We start from the raw sequence: 23,217 nt of genomic DNA on the forward strand, positions 1-23,217 counted from the left end.
CCATGAATATCCTTGTCGTCGAAGACGAACCCAAGGCCGGCAATTACCTGCTCAACGGCTTGCAGGAACTGGGCTACAACGTGAGCCTGGCCCGGGACGGCGCCGACGGTCTGCACCTGGCGCTGGAACACGACTTCGACGTGATCGTGCTGGACGTGATGATGCCGAAAATGGATGGCTGGGAAGTCCTGCGCCGGCTGCGCAAGGAAGCCGACACGCCGGTGCTGTTCCTCACCGCCCGGGACGACATCGCCGACCGGGTCAAAGGCCTGGAGCTGGGCGCCGACGACTACCTGATCAAACCGTTTTCCTTCGCCGAACTGGTGGCGCGCCTGCGCACCCTGACCCGGCGCGGGCCGATTCATGAAGAAGAACAGTTGCAGGTGGCCGACTTGCAGATCGACGTGCTCAAGCGCCGGGTCACCCGCGCCGGCAGCCGGATCACCCTGACCAACAAGGAGTTCGCGCTGCTGCAACTGTTCGCCACCCACGAAGGGCAAGTGCTGTCGCGCTCGCTGATCGCGTCCCGGGTGTGGGACATGAATTTCGACAGCGACACCAATGTGGTCGATGTCGCCGTGCGCCGCCTGCGGGCGAAGATCGACGATCCGTTCCCGCTCAAGCTGATCCACAGCGTGCGCGGCATCGGCTATCGCTTCGATACCCAGCCATGAAAGTCGCCGGTTCGTATTCCCTGACGCTGCGCCTGGCGCTGGTGTTCGCGGTGCTCGCCTTCGCGTCCCTGGCGGGCCTCGGCGCGGCGCTGTACAACGCGCTGGATGAACAACTGACCCGCCGCGATGACATTCAGCTGGTCAGCCGCATCGATCAGTTGCGCACCATCCTCAACGACAGCAACACCCTGGAGCTGATCCAGAACAAACCGGCGCTGTTCCAGAACATGCTCGGCAACCGCGAAGCGCTGTTGACCATCGGCGCGCCGGGCCAGCCTCCCTTGTTCGTGGTCAATCCCAGTAACCTGACCTTGCCGACCGTACCCGCCGTGCCGATCAACCATGTGATGGCCCTCAACGATGTGCAACATCTGCCGAGCATCAATGGCGTGCCGTTCTCGGCGGTGGCGGCCAGTATCGACTCCGGCGATCAGGGTAATCTGCAAGTACTCATCGGCAAGGTGATGAGCGAACGCACGGCGATGCTCGCCAGTTACCGGCTCAGCGTGTATGGCCTGGCGTCACTGGCGGCGATTGTCCTGGCGCTGGTCGGCTGCCTGCTGGTGTATCGCGGCCTGCTGCCGTTGCGGCGGCTTGCCCGGCATGCCCACGGGATCGGCATCGCCAACCTCGGTGAACGCCTCGACCGCCACGGCACACCCCGGGAATTGCAGCCGATGATCGAAGCCTTCAACGCGATGCTGGACCGGCTCGACCGAGGTGTCACCCAACTGAGCCAGGTCTCCACCGACATGGCCCACGAACTGCGCACACCGATCAACAACCTGCTCGGCGAAACCCAGGTCGCCCTGCAACAGACCCGCAGCGTCGAGGCCTATCAGCAGTTGCTCGCCTCCAACGTCGAAGAACTCGAACGGCTGACGCGGATGCTCGACAACATGCTGTTTCTCGCCCGTACCGACCCGGCCAGTGCCTTGAGCCAGCGGCAGGAGCTGGACGCCTGCGATGAAATGCAGCGCATCGCCGATTACTTCGAAGGACTGGCGGCGGATGTCGGCGTCACCATCGAGGCCCGTGGCAGCGGCGTGATCTGGGCGGAGCCGATGCTGTTGCGCCGGGCCCTGGCCAATCTGTGCGCCAATGCGATCAAGTACGGCGCGGCCGATTCGACGTTGCAGGTTGAAGCCATCGCCGAACCGGACGGAAGCTACCTGCGGGTGCGCAATCACGGGGCGACGATTCCCCCCGAGCATCTGTCGCGGCTGTTCGAACGTTTCTACCGCGCCGACCCGTCCCGCGAGCGTTCGGCCCAGTCCAACGGTCTGGGCCTGTCGATCGTGGCGACCATCATGCAATTGCATCAGGGCCGCTACAGCGTCAGCAGCGCCGATGGCATCACCTGCTTTGAACTGTTCTTTCCGGCGCGGGAGACGCGAGACGCAGGTGTGTGAAGGCGCCGAGCCCGAGCGCCGCAAGCATCAATGCCGCAGCAACGCCGAAGGTCATGTGCAAACCGCTCGCGATGACCGCCGCCGTCGCCCGGGTCGGATCGTCCGTGGCCAGGGCAAACACCGCACCCATGGCCGCTGCCCCGGTGATCAACCCCAGATTGCGTGACAACCCGAGCATGGCCGAGACCACCCCGCGTTGATCCGGCCCGACACCCGCCATCAGTCCGGTATTGTTGGCCGCCTGGAACAGCGCATAACTCAAGGCCACCACCGTTATCGGCAACACATAGGCAAGCAGTCCGAGACTCACCGGCAACAGCGCCAGCAAACCACAACCGCAGGCCAGCCCGAGCAACGCACCCGGCACCATTCGCCGCGCCCCGAAACGATCCACCAGACGCCCGGCCGGCACGCCACTGAACGCCGCCAGCAACGGCCCGACCGACAACACCAGTCCGACCTGAGTGCTGCTGAGCCCCAAGCCTCGGCTCAGATAAAACGGCCCGACCACCAGCGTGGTCATCATGACCGTGGTCACCAGCAAGGTCAGCGCCAGACTGCTGCTGATTCGCGTGTCGGTGAACAATGACAAATGAATCAGCGGCGCCCTGCTCTTCTTCTCGATCAGGATGAACAACCCCACACCCAACAGACTGATCAGCAACAGCGACCGGGTGAATCCCTCAACCGTCATCGCCAGTGCATAGGCCGCCAGCGTCAGCATCAGCACCGCGGTGCCGGGATAATCGAACACTATTGGTTTGCGTACGATTCGGTCCTTGGGCAGATAGCGATACACCAGCCATGCGTTGAGCAAGCCCAACGGCACGTTGATCACAAAGATCGACTGCCAGCCGACATGCGCCATCAACAGCCCACCGAGCGACGGCCCGAGGGTGGTGCCGGTGGCCGACATCGTGGCCAGCAACCCCATCGCGCTACCGGCCCGGGCTTTGGGCACCGCATCGGCTACCAGCGCCACGGTCAACGCGAACATGATCGCCGCACCCACGCCTTGCACCGCACGCGCGCCGATCAGCCAGGCCAGGCTCGGCGCCAGTGCGCATGCAAGGGACGCGGCGGTAAAGATGCCGATGCCGACCAACAGCAAGCGACGCCGCCCGAAGCCGTCACCCAATCGCCCGACGCTGACAATCAAGGTGGTCACCGCCAACAGATAGGCCAGCACGATCCACTGCACTTGTTGAAACGTCGCATCAAACGCCGCAGCCAGGGTGGGTAGCCCGGCGTTGGCGATGCTGGTGTCCAGCGACGGCATCAACATCGACAGCGCCAGACTGGTCAGCGCCCAGCGGGCTGAAGGGCTCAGGGGTTCTCGGTGCATTGGGGGGCTCACAGGGCAGAAGTCATGGGGCATAGCCTGAGCCTCGACAATACAAGGCGCAAGACGCATGCTTTGCACTTGATACCTGCATGGAACGCCATGTCATGAATGCACCGGACCTGAACCTGTTGATCACCCTCGACGTGCTGCTGAGTGAAGGCAGCGTGGCCCGGGCCGCCACGCGCCTGGGTCTGAGTCCGTCCGCCATGAGCCGGGCGCTGGCCCGCCTGCGCGAAACCACCGGGGATCCGCTGCTGGTACGCGCCGGTCGCGGGCTGGTGCCAACCCCGCGTGCGCTGGAGTTGCGCGACCGGGTCAGCTATCTGGTGCAGGAAGCCGAAGCGGTTTTGCGCCCGGCAGAAGTGCTCGATCCCGGCCAGTTGCGCCGCACTTTCACCCTGCGCAACACCGACGGGTTTGTCGAAACCTTTGCCGCCGCCCTGCTCGCCCGCATCGCCGAAGAGGCGCCCGACGTGCGCCTGCGTTTTGTGCAAAAGGCCGACAAGGACAGCACGCTGTTGCGCGAAGGCCGGGTGGATCTGGAAACCGGCGTGGTCGACGACAGCACCGACCCGACGCTGCACAGCCGCATCCTGTTCCGCGATCAGTGGATCGGTGTGGTGCGTGAGGGGCACCCGCTGAGCAGCGGCAAAGTCAGCGCCAAACGCTTCGCTTCGGGCCAGCACATTCTGGTGTCACGGCGCGGGCGAAGCAGCGGCCCGGTGGACGAAGCGCTGCTCGCCTTCGGCCTGACGCGGGACATCGTCACTTCGTTCGGCGGGTTTTCCGCGGCGCTGACACTGGTCCGAGAATCCGACCTGATCGCCACCGTCCCGGAACGTCACACCAGCAAACTGCGAACAGGCCTGTTCAGTTTCGCCCTGCCGTTGCGCATGCCGGACATCAGCGTGTCGATGCTCTGGCATCCGCGCATGGACGCCGACCCGGCACATCGCTGGTTGCGCAACTGCGTGCGGGAAGTCTGCGCCTAGCGCGCCTCGCCATCCTTGGGTTTGTAGAACAGGAATTTCCCGGTCTCGGCGGTCTTGGTGTACTTCTTCGCCCAGCTCGGGTCGACGTTGTGGTCGTGGAAGTACAAAGCGCCGTGGGTACGATCGGGGAGCTGACGGTTCAGCGCCTTGCCGGCAATATCCTTGGCCAGCGCATATTCGGCGTCTTCCTTGACCTGATCCGACTTGCCGTCGCACCACCAGGAGAACTGGCAACTCTTGGTTTCCGAGCCTTGCTTGACCACTTCGCACACGGTGCCGGGGAAGCCGTCATGGCCGAGGCGATTCATCACAACGTTGGCCACGGCCTCCATTTCCGCCGTGTCCTTGCCTTTGGCCTCCCAATAGATGCTGCGTGCCAGGCAGGTGATCGGGTCGTCCAGCGGCGCTGTGCCGGCCGGGTCGACGGCTTGTACCTCTTTGGGGGTGATGGCTTCGGATTTCGGCGCCGGGGGCGCGTTGGGCTTGTCGGCCGCTTTCTCTTCCAGGACCTCGGCTTTCGCCTCGGCCTTTTCCTTGATCGGTGCCTGATCGGTAGCCAGCACCGCGCTGCTCAGCAGGGTCAACACAAGACAACAGATCAGCCCGTGCAATTTCATGATCGATTCTTCCGGCAGCGCCCGTTGCGGGCAAAGTGTTACGTGGCTGAGACGCCCGGTTTCCGGGGACTTCGCAGAGTGTAGACGGCAGAATCCGGCGCAACGTTCCGTGCTGAAAACCACACCATGAAGAAAAAAGACATTGCACGACCCCGGGGCGTTTCGCGCATCATGGGCGCACTCAGCCCAAGGGAGATTTCCATGCGCTTCATGCCATCCGTTCTGCGATTCGCCGCGTTGTCCACGGGCCTGGCGCTGGCCGCTTCGGCCATGGCCAGTGACGAGTCGCAATTGATCGAGTCGATCAACAGCTACCGCAGCCAGCCGCAGCGTTGCGGTACCCAGGCATCCAGTGAATTGCCGCCGCTGTCGGCCGACCCGCGCCTGCATCTGCCGGCCAGTGGTGTCGTCGATCTGCAACAGGCCATGGCCAGCGCCAGCTACCCGATGGTCAACGTGCAGGCGATCACCCTCAACGGCCCTCGCGACGCGGCGTCGGCAATGAAAGCGATTCAGGAGAGTTTCTGCCAGGTAGTGCTGGATCCGCAGTTCGTCGATATCGGCGTCAGCCGTGCCGACCGTGACTGGCGCATCACCCTGGCGCGACCGCTGCTGTCGGCACGCCTGGGTGACGGACAAGCCGAAGGCCAGAAACTGCTGACGCAACTCAACGCCGCCCGCAGCCAGCCGCGCCAGTGCGGCGGCCAGTCGTTCTCCGCGGCGGCACCACTGGCGTGGAACGCAGTGCTCGGAGGTGTCGCTCAGGATCACAGCCGCGAGATGGCCAACAACAACTATTTCGACCACAAGGACCGCAACGGCGGTACTCCCGGCGACCGCGCCGAACTGGCCGGTTACAGCGGCCAGCAGGTCGGCGAGAACATCGCCGCCGGGCAGGACACGGTGCAGAAAGTCGTCGCCGGCTGGCTCGCCAGCCCCGGTCATTGCGCCAACCTGATGAACCCGCAGTACCGCGAGCTCGGTGCCGCTTACGCAGTCGATCCGAAGAGCAGCGCCGGCATTTACTGGACTGCGATGTTTGGCGGGGAATAAACCTCAGCGCATCCTCCCCTCCAGGGGAGGATGCAAAATGCAGGCAATAAAAAACCGGAGCCAGGCTCCGGTTTTTTTATGGGTCAGTGGGTCCTCATCCCCGCCGCATACATCGCCAGTTTCAGCAGACTCGCCACCACTGCCAGCGACACCACGCTGCCGGACCAGATCAGCAGCAGCCAGCCCAGACGTTTGTACCAGCGGCTCTTCACTTCACGCATCTCAATGGTAGCCATCGCCGATCCTCACTTTGCCGCGGAACACGTAGTAGTTCCAGAAGGTGTACATCAGGATCACCGGCAGGATGAACAGCGCGCCGATCAGGGCGAACAACTGGCTGGTGGCCGGAGATGCCGCCGCCCACAGGCTGACCGACGGCGGGATGATGTTCGGCCAGATGCTCAGCGCCAGTCCGATGTAGCCGAGGAACATCAGCACCAGGGTGAACACGAACGGCCAGTGGGTGTGCCGCTGACGCAACGAGCGCAACAATCCGAACAGCGCCAGTGCCGCCAGCACCACCAACCCGGCGAACACGGTCAGGTGCGCATGGTTGAACCAGCGAGTGGCCAGTTCCGGATGCAATTGCAACGTCCACGCGCCGATCACCACCACCATCGCCAGCAGCAGCCACGCCAGCGGACGGCTGTAGTGACGCATCCGCGACTCGAGCATGCCTTCGGTTTTCACCAGCAGCCAGGTGCTGCCCAGCAAGGCATAAGCGACCACCAGACCGACGCCGCAGACCAGCGGGAACGGTGCCAGCCAGTCGAGACCGCCACCGGCAAACTGCCGATCCACCACCGGAATCCCGGCCACATACGCGCCGATCACCACGCCCTGGGAGAACGTCGCCAACAGCGAGCCGCCGATGAACGCCCAGTCCCACAGATGACGTTTTTCAGGCGGCGCCTTGAAGCGAAACTCGAACGCCACACCACGGAAAATCAGCCCCGCGAGCATGAAGATCAGCGGCAGATACAACGCCTCCAGAATCACCCCGTAAGCCAGCGGGAACGCGCCGTACAACGCCGCGCCGCCTAGCACCAGCCAGGTTTCGTTGCCGTCCCACACCGGTGCGACGGTGTTCATCATCACGTCGCGTTCCTGCTCGTCGCTGATCAGCGGAAACAGGATCCCGAGGCCCAGATCGAAGCCGTCCATGATCACGTACATCATCACCCCGAAGGCAATGATCACGCCCCAGATCAACGAGAGATCGATACCTTGAATACCCATGACTCAATGCTCCTTTATCAGTGGACCCGGGTCGCGGATTCGAGGTTGTCGGTAACCGCCGAGAGTGGCCGGCGCGGGGTCTGCAACGAGGTGCCTTCGGGCGGGTGTTCGTGGTGCGGCTGCGGGCCCTTGCTCACCAGTTTCATCATGTAGCCGATGCCCACGGTGAACACCGAGCAGTAGATGACGACGAACAGCGCCAGCGAAGTGCTCATCTGCGCCACCGAGTGATGGGACGCGGCGTCGTGGGTACGCATCAGGCCATACACCACCCACGGCTGACGCCCGACTTCGGTGGTGATCCAACCCGCCAGCAGCGCGATCAGACCGCTCGGCCCCATCAGCAACACCAGACGCTGGAAGCCGCGATGACGGTAGACCTTGCCGTTGCGCCGCAATGCGAGGCCCAGCACACCGACGAGGATCATCAACATGCCAAGACCGGCCATTACGCGGAAGCTCCAGAAAATCACGGTCGAGTTAGGCCGGTCTTCTTTCGGGAAGCTCTTGAGCGCCGGTATCTGCTTGTCGAGGCTGTGGGTGAGGATCAGGCTGCCGAGGTACGGAATCTCAATGGCGTATTTGGTCTTTTCCGCCTGCATGTCCGGGATGCCGAACAGCACCAGCGGGGTCGGCCCGTTGTCGGCGTTTTCCCAGTGACCTTCGATGGCGGCGATTTTTGCCGGTTGGTGTTCCAGGGTGTTCAAGCCATGGGCGTCACCGACCACTGCTTGAATCGGCGCGACGATCAGCGCCATCCACAGCGCCATGGAAAACATCTTGCGCACTGGTTGGGTGTCGTTGCCGCGCAGCAAATGCCAGGCTGCCGAAGCGCCGACGAAGAACGCCGTGGCAACAAATGCGGCAATCGCCATGTGCGCCAGACGGAACGGGAACGACGGGTTAAACACGATCGCCAGCCAGTCCAGCGGCATCACCCGGCCGTCGACAATGTCGAAACCCTGCGGGGTCTGCATCCAGCTGTTGGAGGCGAGAATCCAGAAGGTCGAAATCAGCGTACCGATGGCAACCATCACCGTGGCAAAGAAGTGCAAGCCACGGCCCACGCGGTTCCAGCCAAACAGCATCACCCCGAGGAACCCCGCCTCAAGGAAGAACGCGGTCAGCACTTCATAGGTCAGTAACGGCCCGGTGATGCTGCCGGCGAAGTCGGAAAATCCGCTCCAGTTGGTGCCGAACTGGTACGCCATGACCAGACCCGACACCACGCCCATGCCGAAGTTGACGGCGAAGATCTTCGACCAGAAATGGTAAAGATCGCGGTAAGTGTCGTTACGGGTTTTCAACCACAGGCCTTCGAGCACCGCCAGGAAACTCGCAAGACCAATGGTGATCGCCGGGAAAATGATGTGGAACGAAACCGTGAACGCGAATTGAATTCGCGCCAGGTCCAGTGCCTCCAGGTTGAACATGATGATGTCCTCATCAAGGCTGAAAAGCGGCAGCACACGGCCGGGCCACCGCCAGGCGCGAACGCCTGCAGCCAGTCAAAATGCAAAAGGGTTGGATCGCGTGAGCCGGTTACGCCACCGACGACGGAATCAGGTTGCTCGCTTCAGCCGCTTCGAGGCGGATCGCCACAAATTTGGAGGTCGGCGTGAAAGTGCGATCACCGTAGCTTTCCAGCGGCACCAGCGGATTGGTTTCCGGGTAGTACGCGGCAGCCTGCCCGGCCGGAATGTCGTAGGCGATCAGGGTGAAACCGCTGACCCGCCGCTCGCGCTCGTCGCCCCACAGCGCCACCAGATCGACCTTCTGCCCCGGTTCGAAACCGAGCCGGCGAATGTCCTGTTCGTTGGCGAACACCACGTCGCGCATGCCGTAGACCCCGCGATAACGGTCGTCGAGGCCGTACAGCGTGGTGTTGTACTGATCGTGGGAGCGCATGGTCTGCAGGATCAGATGCGGTTTGACCGGGAGGTTGCGCACGCCTTCGCTGATCAGATGCTCAGGCAGCACGCACGGGGTGAACTGAGCCTTGCCGGATTCGGTTTTCCAGACACGGTCGGAGGCGTCGTTGCCGAGGTGGAAACCACCGGGGATCAGCAGCTTCTCGTTGAAATTGTCGAAACCCGGAATCACGTCGGCAATGAGGTTACGGATGCGCCCGTAATCGCCCACTGCCCATTCCCAGTCGATCGGGTGTTTGCCCAACGTGGCGGCAGCGATCCCGGCAATGATCGCCGGCTCGGATTTCAGGTGCGCCGACTTCGGTTTCAACTGGCCGAACGACAAATGCACCATGCTGAACGTGTCCTCCACGGTCACGCCTTGCGGGCCTTCGGCCTGCACGTCGATGTCGGTACGGCCCAGGCACGGCAGGATCAGCGCGTCACGCCCGGTCACCAGATGGCTGCGGTTGAGCTTGGTAGAGATGTGCACGCTCAGGTCGAGTTTGCGCATCGCCGCGTGGGTGCGCGGAGTGTCCGGCGTGGCTTGAGCGAAGTTGCCGCCCAGACCGATAAACACCTTGGCTTCGCCACGCTCCATGGCACCGATCGCCATCACCGTGTTGTGGCCGTGCATGCGCGGCACCTTGAAGTTGAAGCGTTTTTCCAGGGCATCCATCAGCGCTTTCGGCGCCAGTTCGTTGATGCCCATGGTGCGGTCGCCCTGCACGTTGCTGTGGCCACGCACCGGCGACAGCCCGGCGCCCGGACGGCCAACGTTGCCGCGCAGCAATTGCAGGTTGATGACTTCCTGCAGGGTCGGCACCGAGTGCACGTGCTGGGTCAAGCCCATGGCCCAGCACATGATCACGCTCTTGGCGCGGGCATACATGCGCGCTGCAAGCTCGATGTCATGCAGCGGCACGCCGGACTGTTCGACGATGTGCTCCCAGCTCGTGGCATCGACTTCTGCCAGATAGCTGTCGAGACCCGACGTGTGCTCGGCAATGAAGGCGTGATCGAACACCGGCTCACCGCCGGTAGCCTGGGCTTCACGCTCCCACTCCAGCAGGAACTTGGCCATGCCGCGAATCATTGCCATGTCGCCGCCCAGTGCCGGGCGGAAGTACGCGGTATTGGTCGCTTCCCAGCCGTTGCTGAGCATCTCGATCGGGTTCTGCGGGTTCTGGAAACGCTCCAGCCCACGCTCCTTGAGCGGGTTGATGCACACCACCTGCGCGCCGCGTTTTACCGCTTCGCGCAGCGGTTCGAGCATGCGCGGGTGGTTGGTGCCGGGGTTCTGACCGATGACGAAAATCGCGTCGGCGTGGTGCAGGTCTTCATAGACCACGGTGCCTTTGCCGACGCCCAGGCTCTCGCCCATGCTCACCGCGCTGGCTTCGTGGCACATGTTCGAGCAGTCCGGGAAGTTGTTGGTGCCGTAGGCGCGAACGAACAACTGATAGAGAAACGCCGCTTCGTTGCTGGCGCGACCCGAGGTATAGAACTCGGCCTCGTGGGGGGACTTCAGGCCTTTGAGGTGCTTGGCGATCAGCGCGAACGCCTCGTCCCAGGTGGTTTCGACATAACGGTCGATCCGCGCGTCGTAACGCATCGGATGGGTGATCCGGCCCTGATATTCGAGCCAGTAATCGCTTTGCTCGGCCAGCGTCGACACCGTGTACTTGTTGAAGAATGCCGGATCGACCAGGCGGCCGGTGGCTTCCCAGTTCACCGCTTTGGCGCCGTTCTCGCAGAACTTCAGCATGCTCGCGCCGGGTGCTTCCCCCCAGGCGCAACCGGGACAGTCGAAGCCGCCATTCTGGTTGGTCTTGAGCATGGCGCGGATGTTTTTCAGGGCGTTTTCACTGCCCAGCCAATTCTTGGTGAGGCTGATCACAGCGCCCCAACCCGCAGCGGCGCCCTTGTAGGGTTTGTAACGGTCGACTTGTGACATGGGACTTCTCCATGACGATGCACACAGGCAAAAACCTGATCGGGTTTAAACAGCGACGACTGACTTTCAAGTTCAAAAGCGGTCGTTTCGTTTGACGGGGCCAAGGATATGAACCGCTGCAAAAACTTGTCTAATCGCTATTAATGACTGCGTTATCGAAAGCATCTATCACGGACGCAAACCCTTTAAATACGGCCACTTGCAAAACTAAGAAGCGTAAAAAAACGAATAATTATTTGATCATCGACAGCATCAATCGGCCGGTCATTAATAGTGATTGGACGCTGTTCCAAGTTGCTCATAACCTGCGCCGACCCAATCCCTTCAATAGCGGATTTCACCCAAGCGAGGCTGTCATGTCAGAGCGCGTCTTGATCGATGGTTACAACCGCCGCGTCGACTACCTGCGCATGTCGGTCACCGACCGCTGCGACTTTCGCTGCGTGTATTGCATGGCTGAAGACATGCAGTTTCTGCCACGCCAACGGGTACTGACGCTGGAGGAGATCTATCAACTGGCGCAGAGCTTCGTTGCGCTGGGTACCCGCAAGATCCGCCTGACCGGTGGCGAGCCGCTGATTCGCCCCGGCGTCGTCGGTTTGTGCAAACAGATCGCCGCCCTACCCGGCCTGCGCGAACTGTGCCTGACCACCAATGGCTCACAGCTCGGCAAACTCGCCGGCCCGCTGTTCGACGCCGGGGTCAAGCGCCTCAACGTCAGCCTCGACAGCCTCGATGCCGAGCGCTTCAAGCAGATGACCCGCACAGGCGACCTGGCACAAGTGATCAACGGCATCGATGCCGCCCGCGAGGCCGGATTTACCCGCACTAAACTCAACTGCGTGGTGATGCAGGGCCGCAACGATCACGAGATCAACGATCTGGTGCAGTTCGCCATCGAGCGGGATCTGGATATTTCTTTCATCGAGGAAATGCCGCTGGGCATCATCAGCGAACACAGCCGCGCCGAGTCGTTCTTCTCCAGTGCTCAGGTGCGTGAGCGGATTGCCGAGCGCTTCACCTTGATCGATTCCGCCGAATCGACCCAGGGCCCGTCGCGCTACTGGCGACTGGCAGAAGCGCCGCACATTCGGCTGGGGTTCATCTCGCCCCACAGCCACAACTTTTGCAGCACCTGCAATCGGGTGCGGCTGACGGTCGAGGGGCGTTTGCTACTGTGTCTGGGGAACGAGCATTCGGTGGACTTGAAAGCGGTGCTGCGGGCCCATCCGGGTCAACCGCAACGGCTGGAGAAAGCGATCATCGACGCGATGAAGCTCAAGCCTTACCGGCACAACTTTGAAGTGAACGACGACGTGCAAGTGGTGCGTTTCATGAACATGACCGGCGGCTGAACCGCCACGTCTTCAAGGCAAAAACAGCATGATCATCCGACCCAAGGTCAATCAGTTCGCCATCCTGTTCACCCTCAAGGGCTCGATTGCCAAACGCATCGCCCTGCGCACCCTGATGGTCACGTTGCTGGCGTCGGCCATCGTGCTGGTGGAAATCCTCCACCCGAGCAACTTCACCAAGGTCAACGCCACGCCGTTCACCCTGCTCGGCCTGTCGCTGTCGATCTTCATGAATTTTCGCAACAACGCCTGCTACGACCGCTGGTACGAAGCGCGCAAGGCCTGGGGCGAGGTGATCGTGCATGGGCGTTCGGTGATTCGCGAAACCCATGTCATCCGCGAATCGGCGCAACGTCGGTTATTGCTGCTGAATCTCTGCGGCTTTGCTCATGCCCTGAACGCACGGTTGCGCCGGGAAAACGAAGCCGCCGCCAGCGCCGAGTGGATCACCCCGCAACACGACGCGCAGGTGCCGGACTACAGCGGCCGCATCCTGCAAACCGTCGGCCAGCAGTGTTCCGATCTGCACGAGGCGGGGGATCTCAGCGAATGGCGCTACATGCTGCTGGCCAATCACCTGACCAGCCTGACCCAGGCGCAAGCGGTGTGCGAGCGGATCAAGAACACCCCGCTGCCCTTCCCTTACACCCTGCTGCTGCACCGCACGATCTACCTGTTCTGCATCCTGCTGCCGTTCGCCATGGCCGAACCGCTGGGCTGGCTGACGCCGCTGTTTACGGCGATTGTCAGCTACACGTTCTTTGGGCTGGATGCGATTGCCGATGAGCTGGAAGATCCGTTCGGCCGTGATGAAAACGACCTGCCGACCGATGCGCTGGTGCGGGGTATCGAGCGGGATATTCTGGCGGAACTCGGTGTCGAGCCTTTGCCTCCGGCGCTGAAACCGGTGGACTACGTGCTGAGTTGAACCGACACCTCCCCCTTCAGGGGAGGAAACTCCATCAATCCAGATGCGCCCAGGTCATGCGGAACGACGCCCCGCCCCACGGCGAATCGCCAACCTCAACCCGGCCGCCATGGGATTGCGACACCCGCCGCACCAATGCCAGCCCGAGGCCGAAACCACCAGTGCGGCGGTCGCGGCTGGCGTCCAGGCGCGAGAACGGTTCGAAAATCTTCTCCCGACCGGCCAGCGGCACACCCGGCCCGTCGTCGTTGACCTGCACTTCGTATTGATCGCCGATGCGCACCAGCGACACCTCGACCCGTTGCTCGGCATAACGAATGGCGTTACGCAGCAGATTGATCACCGCCCGCGCCATGAAACGCGGCTCGATCCGCACCTCTTCGACCCGGCATTCGCCGATCAGCAGTTGCACGCCGGCAGCCTCGGCTTCCAGGGCCACGCTGCCCACCACACTGTCGAGCCAGTTGGCCGCCTGAATATTCTCGCGGGTAATGACGGTTGCGCCACGTTCGAGGCTGGCGTAGGTCAGCAATTCGGAGACCATTTCCTCCAGCTCGCCAAGGTCGGCGTACATGTCGGCAATCAGTTCGCGGTTCTGGCTGGCGTCCGGTTGTTGCTTGAGCTGATCGAGTTCGAACGACAGCCGGGCAATCGGCGTGCGCAGTTCGTGGGACACGGCATTGGTCAGTTCACGTTGATTGGCGATCAGGCCTTCGATGCGCGCCGCCATCAGGTTGAAGTGTTCGGCCAGATCCCGGATGTTCGAGCGTTTTGAAAGCTGGATCCGCGCGGAGAGGTCGTTGTCGCCGAAGCGCTCGGCGGCCAGGCGCAGTTTTTCCAGATCACGCCAGTGCGGGCGCACCCAGAAGTACAGGACGATCCCGAGCAGCACGGCCAGCATCATGTAAGCCGCCGAGATGTAGAACGGCATCAGGCTCGGCTCGGGCGGCAGCTTGATGCTGAGCAGTTGCGAGCCGCCGTCGATGTTGCTGATGAACTGGGTGTAGTCGTGGCGGATCACCAGCAGGCCCTGGGCCAGTTCGGCTTTTTCCTCATCGCTGAGGTTCAGTTGATCGGCCTCGACCAGACTCAGCGTCAGCCCGTAGTGCGGGCGCAGCGCGTCCAGTTGCGCCTCGCGCGCCGCGCCTTTCTGGTCGCGCATGTGCTCGATCAGCGACCAGGCCTGACCACGCACCGCCTCGCGGTTGTAGGCCTGCATCTGGTTGTCGAGCAGCGCGTTGAAGGTGTGTTCGACGGTTTGCAGCGCCGCCACCAGCCCGACGGTCATCACCAGAAACAGCCCGAGAAATAACCGCAGCATCTACAACTCCCACGCAAACGGATTGAACAGATAGCCCTTGCCCCACACGGTCTTGATGCACACCGGTTCGCGGGGGTTGTCCTTGAGTTTGTTGCGCAACTTGCTGATGTACACGTCGACGCTGCGATTGAGGCCGTCGAAGGCGATGCCACGCATGCGGTTGAGGATGTCATCGCGCGACAGGATGTTGCCCGCTGCACTGGCCAGCAGCCACAGCAGTTCGAACTCCATGGTGGTCAGCTCGATCAGCTCGCCGGCCAGACGCACTTCGCGGCAGCTGCGGTCGATGTGCAACTGACCGAACTCCAGGGAACTGACCACGCCGCTGTCCGGCACTTGCCGGCGTTGCAGTGCGCGCAGACGCGCGAGCAATACAGGCGGCTTGATCGGTTTGATCACGTAATCGTCGGCCCCGGACTCCAGGCCCAGAATGTGGTCGAGATCGTCTTCTTTGGCCGTCAGGATGACAATCGGCGTGTCCGACACGCTGCGGATTTCCCGGCACACGTGCAGACCGCTCTGCCCCGGCAACATCAGGTCGAGCACCACGACTTTGGGCTTGAATTCAAGAAACGCGGCCACGGCCAGATCGCCGCGATGCACTGTGCGCACCTCGTAGCCGTGTTGTTCGAGAAAGTGGGCGATCAGCGCGGCCAGCCGCTCATCGTCTTCCACCAGCAAGACTCTGCCAAAACCCAGGTTATCCATAACGACCGTCGCCAACCCTCAGTGAAGTGGGCGACATTATGGCGGCATTCGCAGGCAAGACGATTATCGCGGGCAGCAAAAACCGGCCACTTGGGCCGGTTTTCGTTGATGTTTCATGCTCTTAAGAGTTTTTAACAATTCATGCCGCGACGGGTACGCCGCTGTGGAAACGGAATTCCTCGTCCGGCGACTCGATCAGGTCCTGCTCGGCGGCTCGGACTCTCTCGATCACCTGCGCGATGTCCCTGGCGTCGCCGTACTGGTAGGCCAGTTTCAGGTAACCCTGGAAATGCCGGGCCTCGCTTTTCAGCAGGCCGAAGTAGAACTTGCCGAGTTCTTCGTCCAGATGCGGCACCAGCGCTTCGAACCGCTCGCAACTGCGGGCTTCGATGAAGGCGCCGACCACCAGGGTGTCGACCAGTTTCACCGGTTCATGGCTGCGCACCACTTTGCGCAGGCTCGAGGCATAACGGCCGGCGTGAAGCTGGCGCAGCTCGATCTTGCGCCGCTTCATGATGCGCATGACCTGTTCGTGGTGCACCAGTTCTTCCCGGGCCAGGCGCGACATCATGTTGATCAGATCGACATGGGAATGGTACTTGGCGATCAGGCTCAACGCGGTGCTGGCGGCCTTGAACTCGCAGTTCTTGTGATCGATCAGCAGGGTTTCCTGATCGGCCAGCGCGGCCTGGACCCAGGCGTCTGGCGTGCGGCAGCCAAGGAATTCGTGGATTTCGGGAAGGATCATGGGGCTCACGGTCAAAGGTGTTCGAGCGAAGGGCGCCGATTATACCGGCCTGCCCGCAGACCACCAGCGCCAGCCCTTGATATGCATCAAGTCGCAGGCGCATCAGCAGCAACTATAGTTGTGCAACGCCGTGCCTTTTCATTGCTGGAGACTCACTCATGCAAGCCATTCGCAGCATTCTGGTGGTCATCGAACCCGAACACGCGGAAAGCCTGGCGCTCAAACGCGCCAAGCTGATCGCCGGGGTGACCCAGGCCCATCTGCACCTGCTGGTCTGCGACAAGAAGCACGATCACGCCGGCATGCTCAGCGTGCTCAAGGCCGCGCTTCTGGCGGACGGCTACAGCGTCACCACCGAACAGGCGTGGAACGAGAGCCTGCACGAAACCATCATCGACGTGCAGCAGGCCGAAGGTTGCGGGCTGGTGATCAAGCAGCATTTCCCCGACAGTTCGCTGAAAAAAGCCTTGCTGACCCCGGCGGACTGGAAACTGCTGCGCCACTGCCCGACCCCGGTGCTGCTGGTGAAAACCTCCGTCTCCTGGAAAGACCGGGTGATTCTGGCCGCTGTCGATGTGGGCAATGCCGATGGCGAACACCGCCACCTGCACACCACCATCATCGACCACGGCTATGACATCGCCAGCCTGGCCAAAGGGCATCTGCACGTGATTACCGCCCATCCGTCACCGATGCTCTCGGCGGCAGACCCGACCTTTCAGCTCAAGGAAACCATCGAGGCGCGCTATCGCGAGCAATGCCGGGCGTTCCAGGCTGAATTCGATGTCGATGACGAGCATTTGCATGTCGAGGAAGGCCCGGCGGATGTGCTGATTCCGTTCATGGCGCACAAGCTGCAGGCCGCCGTGACCGTGATTGGCACCGTGGCGCGTACCGGGTTGTCCGGGGCGTTGATCGGCAATACCGCCGAAGTGGTGCTGGATGCGCTGGAGAGTGATGTGCTGGTGCTCAAGCCGCAGGAGGTTGAAGACCATTTGGTGGAGTTGGCGGTGAAGCATTAAGCACTGTTGTCATCCTGTGGCGAGGACACTCGCCACAGGTAACGCTTACTCGCCCAGTGCATCCTTCAGGAAACCGGGTGCGATGTAGCGCTGATAGTGCGCTTCCGACAGCAGGAAAAATTCCCGATCAATGGCATCGCGCAGTTCCGGCAGGTTCCAGTCGCGAAACTCCGGCAGCAATACCATCCCGTAGGCTTCCAGATTAATGATCACCCGCGCGCCCCGGGCAATCAGCTGATACGCCCAGCAATATTCCGACTGATGCGGCACGAAGCGGATCTTGCGCTGTTCCAGCTGCTGGCGCAGGCGCGCCGGATCGAAGACCTCGACCTTGCTCGCCATCACTTGTGACAGCAATTGCTCAAGACGCAGCCACACCGCGCGCTTTTCCTCCTCGTTGTAACCGTTCCAGTGGATCACTTCGTGGTGGAATCGCTTGCAGCCACGGCACACCAGATCACCGTAAACAGTAGAGCAGAGGCCGACGCAGGGGGTCTTGATGGTCTGATTGGGCATAAATGGGCAGAACACTTGAAACGCGGAACAGGTCGGCATGTTAGCCCTTTGTCCGGCATTCATCACCCCTCAAACGTCAGGGGCAAGCGCTGGATCAAGGTTTGCCCCACCCACGCACAACGCCACCAAAGTCCAATAGAGCCCGACTTACCTTTAAATTTTTTTTGCCGTAGAATCAGCCAGCCTTTTTAGGCGCCAATGTCCGTTAGAAGCTGTTTTCAAAGCGTCACGAGCACAGTCGTTCCTTCAGAGCGGTGTTGGCGAAGGGTTTTTCCAGCGGGGAAAAGCCCAACGCCAACCCTCATCAGCTCCCCGTTCTGCAGGCGTAAAACTTTGAAAGCAGCTTCTGTAAGGAATTGCCGGTAATTCTGGCCGAACGACCCACAACGTCGTGAGGAGCATGAGTACGGCAATTTCGGGATGAGCGTCCCGGACACCCATTTGGGACCACTGATGAGGGTAATAACTGTGCTTGAAGCCTACCGCAAACATATCGAAGAGCGTGCAGCACTGGGTATCGTTCCCCAGCCGCTTAACGCCGAACAAACTGCAGGCCTGGTCGAGCTGCTGAAGAATCCTCCGGCTGGCGAAGAAGCTTTCCTCGTTGACCTGATCACCAATCGCGTACCACCAGGAGTGGACGAAGCCGCCTACGTCAAGGCCGGTTTCCTCTCCGCACTGGCCAAAGGCGAAGTCTCCTCCCCTCTGCTGGACAAGAAACGCGCTGTAGAACTGCTCGGCACCATGCAGGGCGGCTACAACATCGTGACCCTGGTCGAACTGCTGGACAACGCCGAGCTGGCGCCAGTGGCCGCCGAAGAACTCAAGCACACCCTGCTGATGTTCGATGCCTTCCACGACGTGGCTGAAAAAGCCAAGAACGGCAACGTTCACGCCAAGGCCGTGCTGCAATCCTGGGCTGACGGCGAGTGGTTCAAGAAGCGCCCTGTGCTGGCCGACAAGATCAGCCTGCGCGTCTTCAAGGTGACCGGCGAAACCAACACCGACGACCTGTCCCCTGCTCCAGACGCCTGGTCGCGTCCCGACATCCCGCTGCACGCCCTGGCCATGCTGAAAATGGCCCGTGACGGCATCGTTCCGGACGAGCAAGGCAAGACCGGCCCGATGAAGCAGATCGAAACCATGCGCGGCGAAGGCTTCCCGATCGCCTACGTCGGTGACGTGGTCGGTACCGGTTCCTCGCGTAAATCCGCGACCAACTCGGTCCTGTGGTTCTTCGGCGACGACATCCCTTACGTGCCGAACAAGCGCGGCGGCGGCTTCTGCTTCGGCAGCAAGATCGCTCCGATCTTCTACAACACCATGGAAGATGCCGGCGCACTGCCTATCGAGTTCGACGTATCGAACATGAACATGGGCGACGTGATCGACCTGTACCCGCACGCTGGCAAAGTCTGCAAGCACGGTACCGACGAAGTCATCACCACCTTCGAAATGAAGACCCCGGTCCTGCTGGACGAAGTCCGCGCCGGCGGCCGTATCCCGCTGATCATCGGCCGTGGCCTGACCGAGAAGGCTCGCGCCGAACTGGGTCTGCCTGCGTTCGACCTGTTCAAGAAACCTGAAGCACCGGCTGAAAGCACCAAGGGTTACACCCTGGCGCAGAAAATGGTCGGCAAGGCCTGCGGTCTGGCAGAAGGCAAAGGCATCCGTCCTGGCACCTACTGCGAACCGAAGATGACCACCGTAGGTTCTCAGGACACCACCGGTCCAATGACCCGTGACGAACTGAAAGACCTGGCGTGCCTGGGCTTCTCCGCTGATCTGGTGATGCAGTCCTTCTGCCACACCGCGGCTTATCCAAAGCCGATCGACGTGACCACCCACCACACCCTGCCTGACTTCATCATGACCCGCGGCGGCGTTTCCCTGCGTCCGGGCGACGGCATCATCCACTCGTGGCTGAACCGCATGCTGCTGCCGGACACCGTGGGTACCGGTGGTGACTCGCACACCCGCTTCCCGATGGGCATCTCGTTCCCGGCCGGTTCCGGTCTGGTCGCGTTCGCCGCAGCCACCGGCGTCATGCCGCTGGACATGCCGGAATCGATCCTGGTGCGCTTCAAAGGCAAGATGAAACCTGGCATCACCCTGCGTGACCTGGTTCATGCCATTCCTTACTTCGCTATCCAGAACGGTCTGCTGACCGTCGAGAAGAAAGGCAAGAAAAACGCCTTCTCCGGCCGCATCCTGGAAATCGAAGGCCTGGAAGGTCTGACCCTGGAACAGGCGTTCGAACTGTCCGACGCCTCGGCCGAACGTTCGGCTGCCGGTTGCACCATCAAGCTGTCGAAAGAGTCGATCACCGAGTACCTGCAGTCCAACATCACCCTGCTGCGCTGGATGATCGGCGAAGGCTACGGCGATGCGCGTACCCTGGAGCGTCGTGCTCAAGCGATGGAAGCCTGGATCGCCAACCCTGAGCTGATGGAAGCCGATGCCGACGCCGAATACGCCGAAGTCATCGAAATCGATCTGGCCGACATCAGCGAGCCTGTACTGTGCGCGCCGAACGACCCGGACGACGCCCGTCTGCTGTCCAGCGTTGCTGGCGAGAAGATCGACGAAGTGTTCATCGGTTCGTGCATGACCAACATCGGTCACTTCCGCGCTGCCGGTAAACTGCTGGATCAGGTCAAGGGTCAGCTGCCAACCCGTCTGTGGCTGTCGCCGCCGACCAAGATGGACGCTCACCAACTGACCGAAGAAGGCTACTACGGCATCTACGGCAAGGCCGGCGCCCGCATGGAAATGCCAGGCTGCTCGCTGTGCATGGGTAACCAGGCACGCGTCGAGCCGAACAGCACCGTGGTGTCGACTTCGACCCGTAACTTCCCGAACCGTCTGGGCGACGGCGCGAACGTCTACCTGGCTTCGGCTGAGCTTGCGTCCGTGGCTTCGATCCTGGGTCGCCTGCCGACCGTCGAGGAGTACATGGAATACGCTGGCAAGATCGACAGCATGGCGGCCGATGTTTACCGCTACCTGTCCTTCGACCAGATTGCCGAGTTCCGTGAAGCTGCTGCGAACGCCAAGATCCCTGTCGTTCAAGCCTGACGCTGCAACGCAATGAAAAACGCCGCCCATCGCGAGATGAGCGGCGTTTTTTTATGCCTGTGAAAACTCATGCATTCAGCTTGAGTGCCTGCTGAACCGCCTCATCCACACTCAATCCGCTCAACAGCACCTGCTCGCGTTCCAGCGCCGGCAATTGCGCCAGCACGGTCTGCGCCTCATGTTTGAGGCGGGCCAGAATCAACAGCTTGTCTTCGGCACGCACCTGCAGGAAGAACGCTTCCAGCGCTTCGATGCTGGTACCGTCCAGATCCGGTGATTCTTCCAGACTCAGGATGATTGTGTGCACCGTCGCCGGCGCATGACGGGCCAAGCGCAACGCGCCGCCGAGTATCCGTTCCACGTTGGCAAAGAACAGCGCCTCGCTCGGCCGCACGATCAGCACACCGGGGATTTCCCGGGCATCCGGATGGCGTTGCACGTCGACGTAATCGTGACCGCCGCCCATTTGTCCCAGCACCTGGATGTCCGCCGAGGACATCTGTTTGAGCATCAGCACCACGCTGATCGCCACTGCCAGCAGCAAACCGTCGAGCACACCGAGCACCAGCACCGCCGCCACCGCGCAGATCACCAACAGACGATCGCGGCGCCAGATGAAGTAGCGACCCAGCGGTTGCAGGCTCAACGCCCGTCCCAAGGCATGGATCACAATGGCGGCCAGCACCGGTTCCGGGGTCAGGGCGATGTAAGGCAGTACCGTCAACACGATCAGCAACACCACTGCCGCCGCGACAACTCCCGCCAACCGCGATGTAGCCCCCGCCGCCTCATTGGCCGACGTTGCCGAATAACCGGCGCCGGCGGGCATGCCGTGAAACAGGCCCGACAGCAGATTGGACGCGCCAAGGGCCAGCAGGTCGCGGTTCGAGGACACCCGATCGCCGTGTTTCAGGGCAAACGAGCTGATCGAGCCATAGGACTCGGCATACAGAATCATCACCATGGCAAACGCCAGCTCGCCGAGTCGCAGCCAGTCGGCAAACGGCATGTTCGGCAGTTGTGGCATCTCCAGCGCCAGATCGATGACCCCGATCAGCTTCACCCCGTGGGCCGGCAGATTCAGCCACTGACTAGCGGCGATGCCCAATGCGACAACAATCAAGCCACCCGGCACCCGGCGAAAACGGGCGCAGACCATCAGTACCAGCAACGCCACCAGCGCTACTCCAGCGCCTGCCAGATTCCATTTCGGCCACTGCTCGATCAACTGCGGCAGGAAGCGAACCAGGTTGCTTTCAGTCAGGTGGACATCGACGACGCTCGCCACCTGCTTGAGGATGATCGTCACCGCCAGTCCCAATGCGAAGCCACGCAACACCGGTTTGGCGATGAAGGATGTCACGCTGCCAAGCTTGAACAACCCCGCCAGCAGAAATAGAACTCCAGTCATCATCACCAGGCCGACCGCGAGACTCAGACGCAATGCCGGATCCCCGCCAGCCAGTGAAGCCGTCGCCGCCGCCAGCACCGCTGCCGAGGACGACGTGGCCGAGACCACGGCAAAGCGGCTGGTGCCCATCAACGCGTAACACAGCAGCCCGGCGAACAACGCGATCACCCCGGCCTGGGGTGGCAACGCGGCAATGCTGGAATACGCCACGGCCTCGGGCAGTAACAGACCGGCAATCGACAGCCCGGCCAGCAGGTCCTGGCTACGACTTTGCACTTCGGGTCGGGAAGCGGCACTCAGAGGTTCAGTTGACAATCGGACCCACCCACCCTGGCAGATAACGAGCTTCCTGACTGCGGGCCAGATTCATGGCTTTGGTCTGCAATTTGGGACTCAGGTCACTGATCTGATCACTGGCGATGCGGCTGCGAAAGAAATCCGCCCAGAGAAACTCGCTGTAGGGCGTGGCGTCCTTGGCGTAGCCACCGGCCCGGCGCAGGCGTCCGGCGAGGCTGCGATAAGGGTCGTCCTGCAGATCGGCGATGGACTTGGGAATGGCTTCAAAGGTGCGCCGGACACCGCGACCGTCGTAGGGGTGCGCCCACTGGTTGAAGTTCATCACGTTCCAGAAGGTTACCGTGTCGACAAACGAAAGATCCTTGAGCACCAGCAAGGAGGCCTTCTTGACCTCTTCCTCGATCAGCGCCAGACCAAAATGATGGTGATCGACGATGTAATAGACGCCTTCAGGCCCGAGCACACTGGGGAACCAGTGATTGTCCAGCGCTGCCGCCCGCTCCTTGCGTTTGAGTTTTTTCCATTCCTGGCGCTTGTCGGCGACTTCGGCGAGGCCGACCGTGAGCTGGGTGGGATGGAGTTTTTCCAGTTTGGCGCTGATCAATTGGGGTCGTGCACGGGGCATGAGGCATCT

General features: G+C 61.7%; 20 protein-coding genes. 8 read left to right on the forward strand and 12 right to left on the reverse strand.

The features are described 5' to 3' along the window. Positions 1-2: 2 nt before the first annotated feature. Positions 3-674, forward strand: coding sequence for a heavy metal response regulator transcription factor (locus IF189_RS16845; protein ID WP_085711464.1), 672 nt, complete (start codon positions 3-5; stop codon positions 672-674). Further along, positions 671-2,086, forward strand: a complete 1,416-nt coding sequence (locus tag IF189_RS16850; RefSeq protein WP_192551956.1) for a heavy metal sensor histidine kinase — start codon at positions 671-673, stop codon at positions 2,084-2,086. The genes IF189_RS16845 and IF189_RS16850 overlap by 4 nt, the downstream gene beginning before the upstream one ends. Here the strand turns inward: IF189_RS16850 and IF189_RS16855 are convergent. Further along, a complete protein-coding gene (locus IF189_RS16855; RefSeq protein ID WP_192551957.1) occupies positions 2,031-3,431 on the reverse strand; it encodes an MFS transporter in 1,401 nt (466 codons plus the stop codon). The two genes, IF189_RS16850 and IF189_RS16855, sit on opposite strands and share 56 nt — an antisense overlap. Positions 3,432-3,535: 104 nt before the next feature. On the opposite strand from IF189_RS16855, the gene IF189_RS16860 reads away from it, so the two are divergent. After that, complete coding sequence (locus IF189_RS16860) at positions 3,536-4,423, forward strand: LysR family transcriptional regulator (RefSeq protein WP_114883793.1); 888 nt, start codon at positions 3,536-3,538, stop codon at positions 4,421-4,423. Here IF189_RS16860 and IF189_RS16865 read toward each other — a convergent pair. After that, a complete protein-coding gene (locus tag IF189_RS16865) occupies positions 4,420-5,040 on the reverse strand; it encodes a cell wall hydrolase (RefSeq protein WP_134826344.1) in 621 nt (206 codons plus the stop codon). The two genes, IF189_RS16860 and IF189_RS16865, sit on opposite strands and share 4 nt — an antisense overlap. A gap of 201 nt (positions 5,041-5,241) precedes the next feature. On the opposite strand from IF189_RS16865, the gene IF189_RS16870 reads away from it, so the two are divergent. Next, positions 5,242-6,093: a CAP domain-containing protein gene (locus IF189_RS16870; protein WP_192551958.1), complete on the forward strand. Its 852-nt coding sequence runs from the start codon at positions 5,242-5,244 to the stop codon at positions 6,091-6,093. 83 nt (positions 6,094-6,176) lie between these two features. On the opposite strand, the gene IF189_RS16875 is transcribed toward IF189_RS16870, so the two are convergent. The 4 genes from IF189_RS16875 to IF189_RS16890 form a co-directional block, all read right to left on the reverse strand. Further along, positions 6,177-6,329, reverse strand: coding sequence for a DUF2474 domain-containing protein (locus tag IF189_RS16875; RefSeq protein ID WP_074688757.1), 153 nt, complete (start codon positions 6,327-6,329; stop codon positions 6,177-6,179). Further along, complete coding sequence (cydB, locus tag IF189_RS16880; protein WP_192551959.1) at positions 6,316-7,332, reverse strand: cytochrome d ubiquinol oxidase subunit II; 1,017 nt, start codon at positions 7,330-7,332, stop codon at positions 6,316-6,318. The genes IF189_RS16875 and cydB overlap by 14 nt, the downstream gene beginning before the upstream one ends. A gap of 17 nt (positions 7,333-7,349) precedes the next feature. Further along, positions 7,350-8,765, reverse strand: coding sequence for a cytochrome ubiquinol oxidase subunit I (locus tag IF189_RS16885; RefSeq protein WP_192551960.1), 1,416 nt, complete (start codon positions 8,763-8,765; stop codon positions 7,350-7,352). A gap of 109 nt (positions 8,766-8,874) precedes the next feature. After that, the gene (locus IF189_RS16890; RefSeq protein ID WP_192551961.1) at positions 8,875-11,199 is read right to left on the reverse strand and encodes an FdhF/YdeP family oxidoreductase; all 2,325 of its coding nucleotides are present in this window, start codon (positions 11,197-11,199) and stop codon (positions 8,875-8,877) included. Positions 11,200-11,555: 356 nt separating this feature from the next. On the opposite strand from IF189_RS16890, the gene moaA reads away from it, so the two are divergent. Both moaA and IF189_RS16900 read left to right on the forward strand, forming a co-directional pair. Beyond that, positions 11,556-12,554 (forward strand): GTP 3',8-cyclase MoaA, encoded by a 999-nt coding sequence (gene moaA / locus IF189_RS16895; protein WP_134826339.1) that lies wholly within the window; start codon positions 11,556-11,558, stop codon positions 12,552-12,554. Between the two features lie 28 nt (positions 12,555-12,582). Further along, positions 12,583-13,482: a bestrophin family protein gene (locus IF189_RS16900; protein WP_192551962.1), complete on the forward strand. Its 900-nt coding sequence runs from the start codon at positions 12,583-12,585 to the stop codon at positions 13,480-13,482. Between the two features lie 34 nt (positions 13,483-13,516). Here the strand turns inward: IF189_RS16900 and IF189_RS16905 are convergent, their stop codons facing one another. The 3 genes from IF189_RS16905 to IF189_RS16915 all read right to left on the reverse strand — a co-directional run bounded on the left by IF189_RS16905 (position 13,517) and on the right by IF189_RS16915 (position 16,259). Next, the gene (locus tag IF189_RS16905) at positions 13,517-14,803 is read right to left on the reverse strand and encodes an ATP-binding protein (protein WP_134826337.1); all 1,287 of its coding nucleotides are present in this window, start codon (positions 14,801-14,803) and stop codon (positions 13,517-13,519) included. Further along, positions 14,804-15,511 (reverse strand): response regulator, encoded by a 708-nt coding sequence (locus IF189_RS16910; protein ID WP_085711475.1) that lies wholly within the window; start codon positions 15,509-15,511, stop codon positions 14,804-14,806. A gap of 139 nt (positions 15,512-15,650) precedes the next feature. After that, positions 15,651-16,259, reverse strand: a complete 609-nt coding sequence (locus tag IF189_RS16915; RefSeq protein WP_134826336.1) for a tRNA-(ms[2]io[6]A)-hydroxylase — start codon at positions 16,257-16,259, stop codon at positions 15,651-15,653. Between the two features lie 158 nt (positions 16,260-16,417). Between IF189_RS16915 and IF189_RS16920 the strand changes: the two genes are divergently transcribed. Continuing rightward, a complete protein-coding gene (locus IF189_RS16920) occupies positions 16,418-17,281 on the forward strand; it encodes a universal stress protein (RefSeq protein ID WP_192551963.1) in 864 nt (287 codons plus the stop codon). A 45-nt stretch (positions 17,282-17,326) separates the two neighbouring features. Here IF189_RS16920 and IF189_RS16925 read toward each other — a convergent pair whose 3' ends face one another. Next, positions 17,327-17,797, reverse strand: a complete 471-nt coding sequence (locus IF189_RS16925) for a DUF1289 domain-containing protein (RefSeq protein ID WP_085711613.1) — start codon at positions 17,795-17,797, stop codon at positions 17,327-17,329. A 468-nt stretch (positions 17,798-18,265) separates the two neighbouring features. Here IF189_RS16925 and acnB point away from each other — a divergent pair, with 468 nt between their 5' ends. Next, on the forward strand, positions 18,266-20,875 hold the full coding sequence (acnB, locus tag IF189_RS16930; protein ID WP_134826535.1) for a bifunctional aconitate hydratase 2/2-methylisocitrate dehydratase: 2,610 nt from the start codon (positions 18,266-18,268) through the stop codon (positions 20,873-20,875). A gap of 67 nt (positions 20,876-20,942) precedes the next feature. On the opposite strand, the gene IF189_RS16935 is transcribed toward acnB, so the two are convergent. Both IF189_RS16935 and IF189_RS16940 read right to left on the reverse strand, forming a co-directional pair. Next, the gene (locus IF189_RS16935; protein WP_225739908.1) at positions 20,943-22,601 is read right to left on the reverse strand and encodes a SulP family inorganic anion transporter; all 1,659 of its coding nucleotides are present in this window, start codon (positions 22,599-22,601) and stop codon (positions 20,943-20,945) included. Then, positions 22,591-23,208, reverse strand: a complete 618-nt coding sequence (locus tag IF189_RS16940) for a ParB-like protein (RefSeq protein WP_119427308.1) — start codon at positions 23,206-23,208, stop codon at positions 22,591-22,593. The genes IF189_RS16935 and IF189_RS16940 overlap by 11 nt, the downstream gene beginning before the upstream one ends. Positions 23,209-23,217 lie beyond the last annotated feature (9 nt).

It is taken from the genome of Pseudomonas sp. IzPS59 (assembly GCF_014863505.1).
GTDB classification, from domain to species: Bacteria; Pseudomonadota; Gammaproteobacteria; order Pseudomonadales; family Pseudomonadaceae; genus Aquipseudomonas; species Aquipseudomonas kribbensis.

What these genes read in the sequence shown, in the direction of transcription:
- IF189_RS16845 (WP_085711464.1), top strand. Translation starts at nt 3, where the DNA reads ATGAATATCCTTGTCGTCGAAGACGAACCCAAGGCCGGCAATTACCTG.
- IF189_RS16850 (WP_192551956.1), top strand. Translation starts at nt 671, where the DNA reads ATGAAAGTCGCCGGTTCGTATTCCCTGACGCTGCGCCTGGCGCTGGTG.
- IF189_RS16855 (WP_192551957.1), bottom strand. Translation starts at nt 3,431, where the DNA reads ATGCACCGAGAACCCCTGAGCCCTTCAGCCCGCTGGGCGCTGACCAGT.
- IF189_RS16860 (WP_114883793.1), top strand. Translation starts at nt 3,536, where the DNA reads ATGAATGCACCGGACCTGAACCTGTTGATCACCCTCGACGTGCTGCTG.
- IF189_RS16865 (WP_134826344.1), bottom strand. Translation starts at nt 5,040, where the DNA reads ATGAAATTGCACGGGCTGATCTGTTGTCTTGTGTTGACCCTGCTGAGC.
- IF189_RS16870 (WP_192551958.1), top strand. Translation starts at nt 5,242, where the DNA reads ATGCGCTTCATGCCATCCGTTCTGCGATTCGCCGCGTTGTCCACGGGC.
- IF189_RS16875 (WP_074688757.1), bottom strand. Translation starts at nt 6,329, where the DNA reads ATGGCTACCATTGAGATGCGTGAAGTGAAGAGCCGCTGGTACAAACGT.
- cydB (WP_192551959.1), bottom strand. Translation starts at nt 7,332, where the DNA reads ATGGGTATTCAAGGTATCGATCTCTCGTTGATCTGGGGCGTGATCATT.
- IF189_RS16885 (WP_192551960.1), bottom strand. Translation starts at nt 8,765, where the DNA reads ATGTTCAACCTGGAGGCACTGGACCTGGCGCGAATTCAATTCGCGTTC.
- IF189_RS16890 (WP_192551961.1), bottom strand. Translation starts at nt 11,199, where the DNA reads ATGTCACAAGTCGACCGTTACAAACCCTACAAGGGCGCCGCTGCGGGT.
- moaA (WP_134826339.1), top strand. Translation starts at nt 11,556, where the DNA reads ATGTCAGAGCGCGTCTTGATCGATGGTTACAACCGCCGCGTCGACTAC.
- IF189_RS16900 (WP_192551962.1), top strand. Translation starts at nt 12,583, where the DNA reads ATGATCATCCGACCCAAGGTCAATCAGTTCGCCATCCTGTTCACCCTC.
- IF189_RS16905 (WP_134826337.1), bottom strand. Translation starts at nt 14,803, where the DNA reads ATGCTGCGGTTATTTCTCGGGCTGTTTCTGGTGATGACCGTCGGGCTG.
- IF189_RS16910 (WP_085711475.1), bottom strand. Translation starts at nt 15,511, where the DNA reads ATGGATAACCTGGGTTTTGGCAGAGTCTTGCTGGTGGAAGACGATGAG.
- IF189_RS16915 (WP_134826336.1), bottom strand. Translation starts at nt 16,259, where the DNA reads ATGATCCTTCCCGAAATCCACGAATTCCTTGGCTGCCGCACGCCAGAC.
- IF189_RS16920 (WP_192551963.1), top strand. Translation starts at nt 16,418, where the DNA reads ATGCAAGCCATTCGCAGCATTCTGGTGGTCATCGAACCCGAACACGCG.
- IF189_RS16925 (WP_085711613.1), bottom strand. Translation starts at nt 17,797, where the DNA reads ATGCCCAATCAGACCATCAAGACCCCCTGCGTCGGCCTCTGCTCTACT.
- IF189_RS16940 (WP_119427308.1), bottom strand. Translation starts at nt 23,208, where the DNA reads ATGCCCCGTGCACGACCCCAATTGATCAGCGCCAAACTGGAAAAACTC.